The organism is Anaerococcus lactolyticus ATCC 51172 (assembly GCF_000156575.1).
In the GTDB taxonomy this organism is placed as follows: Bacteria; Bacillota; Clostridia; order Tissierellales; family Peptoniphilaceae; genus Anaerococcus; species Anaerococcus lactolyticus.
In genome coordinates this window covers 1-241 of record NZ_GG666165.1, presented here as the reverse complement: position 1 = coordinate 241, position 241 = coordinate 1, and the positions used below count along the sequence as shown (strand labels likewise).

Below are 241 nucleotides of genomic sequence, written 5' to 3'. Positions count from 1 at the left end.
GAACGGTTGTCCAGGTTGGCGCTGCCGACGGCGGCGGTGTCGCGGTCCACCAGCACCACCTTCTGGTGGAGGAAGCCGGGCTGGTAGCGGAACACCTTGACCCCGGCACGGATCGCCTCCAGCGCGTAGAGGCTGGACGCGGCATACACCGTGCGGTGGTCCGGGCGCGAGGGTATCAGCAGGCGCACGTCGACGCCGCGCAGCACCGCCAGGCGCAGGGCGGCCATCACCGCTTCGTCGG

At 71.4% G+C, this 241-nt stretch carries 1 protein-coding gene; it reads right to left on the bottom strand.

The window, feature by feature from the left end; translation table 11 throughout:
- Positions 1-227 (bottom strand): phospholipase D-like domain-containing protein (locus HMPREF0072_RS11645; protein ID WP_248601186.1); only part of this gene is annotated, 227 nt, incomplete at its 3' end.
- Positions 228-241: the final 14 nt, after the last annotated feature.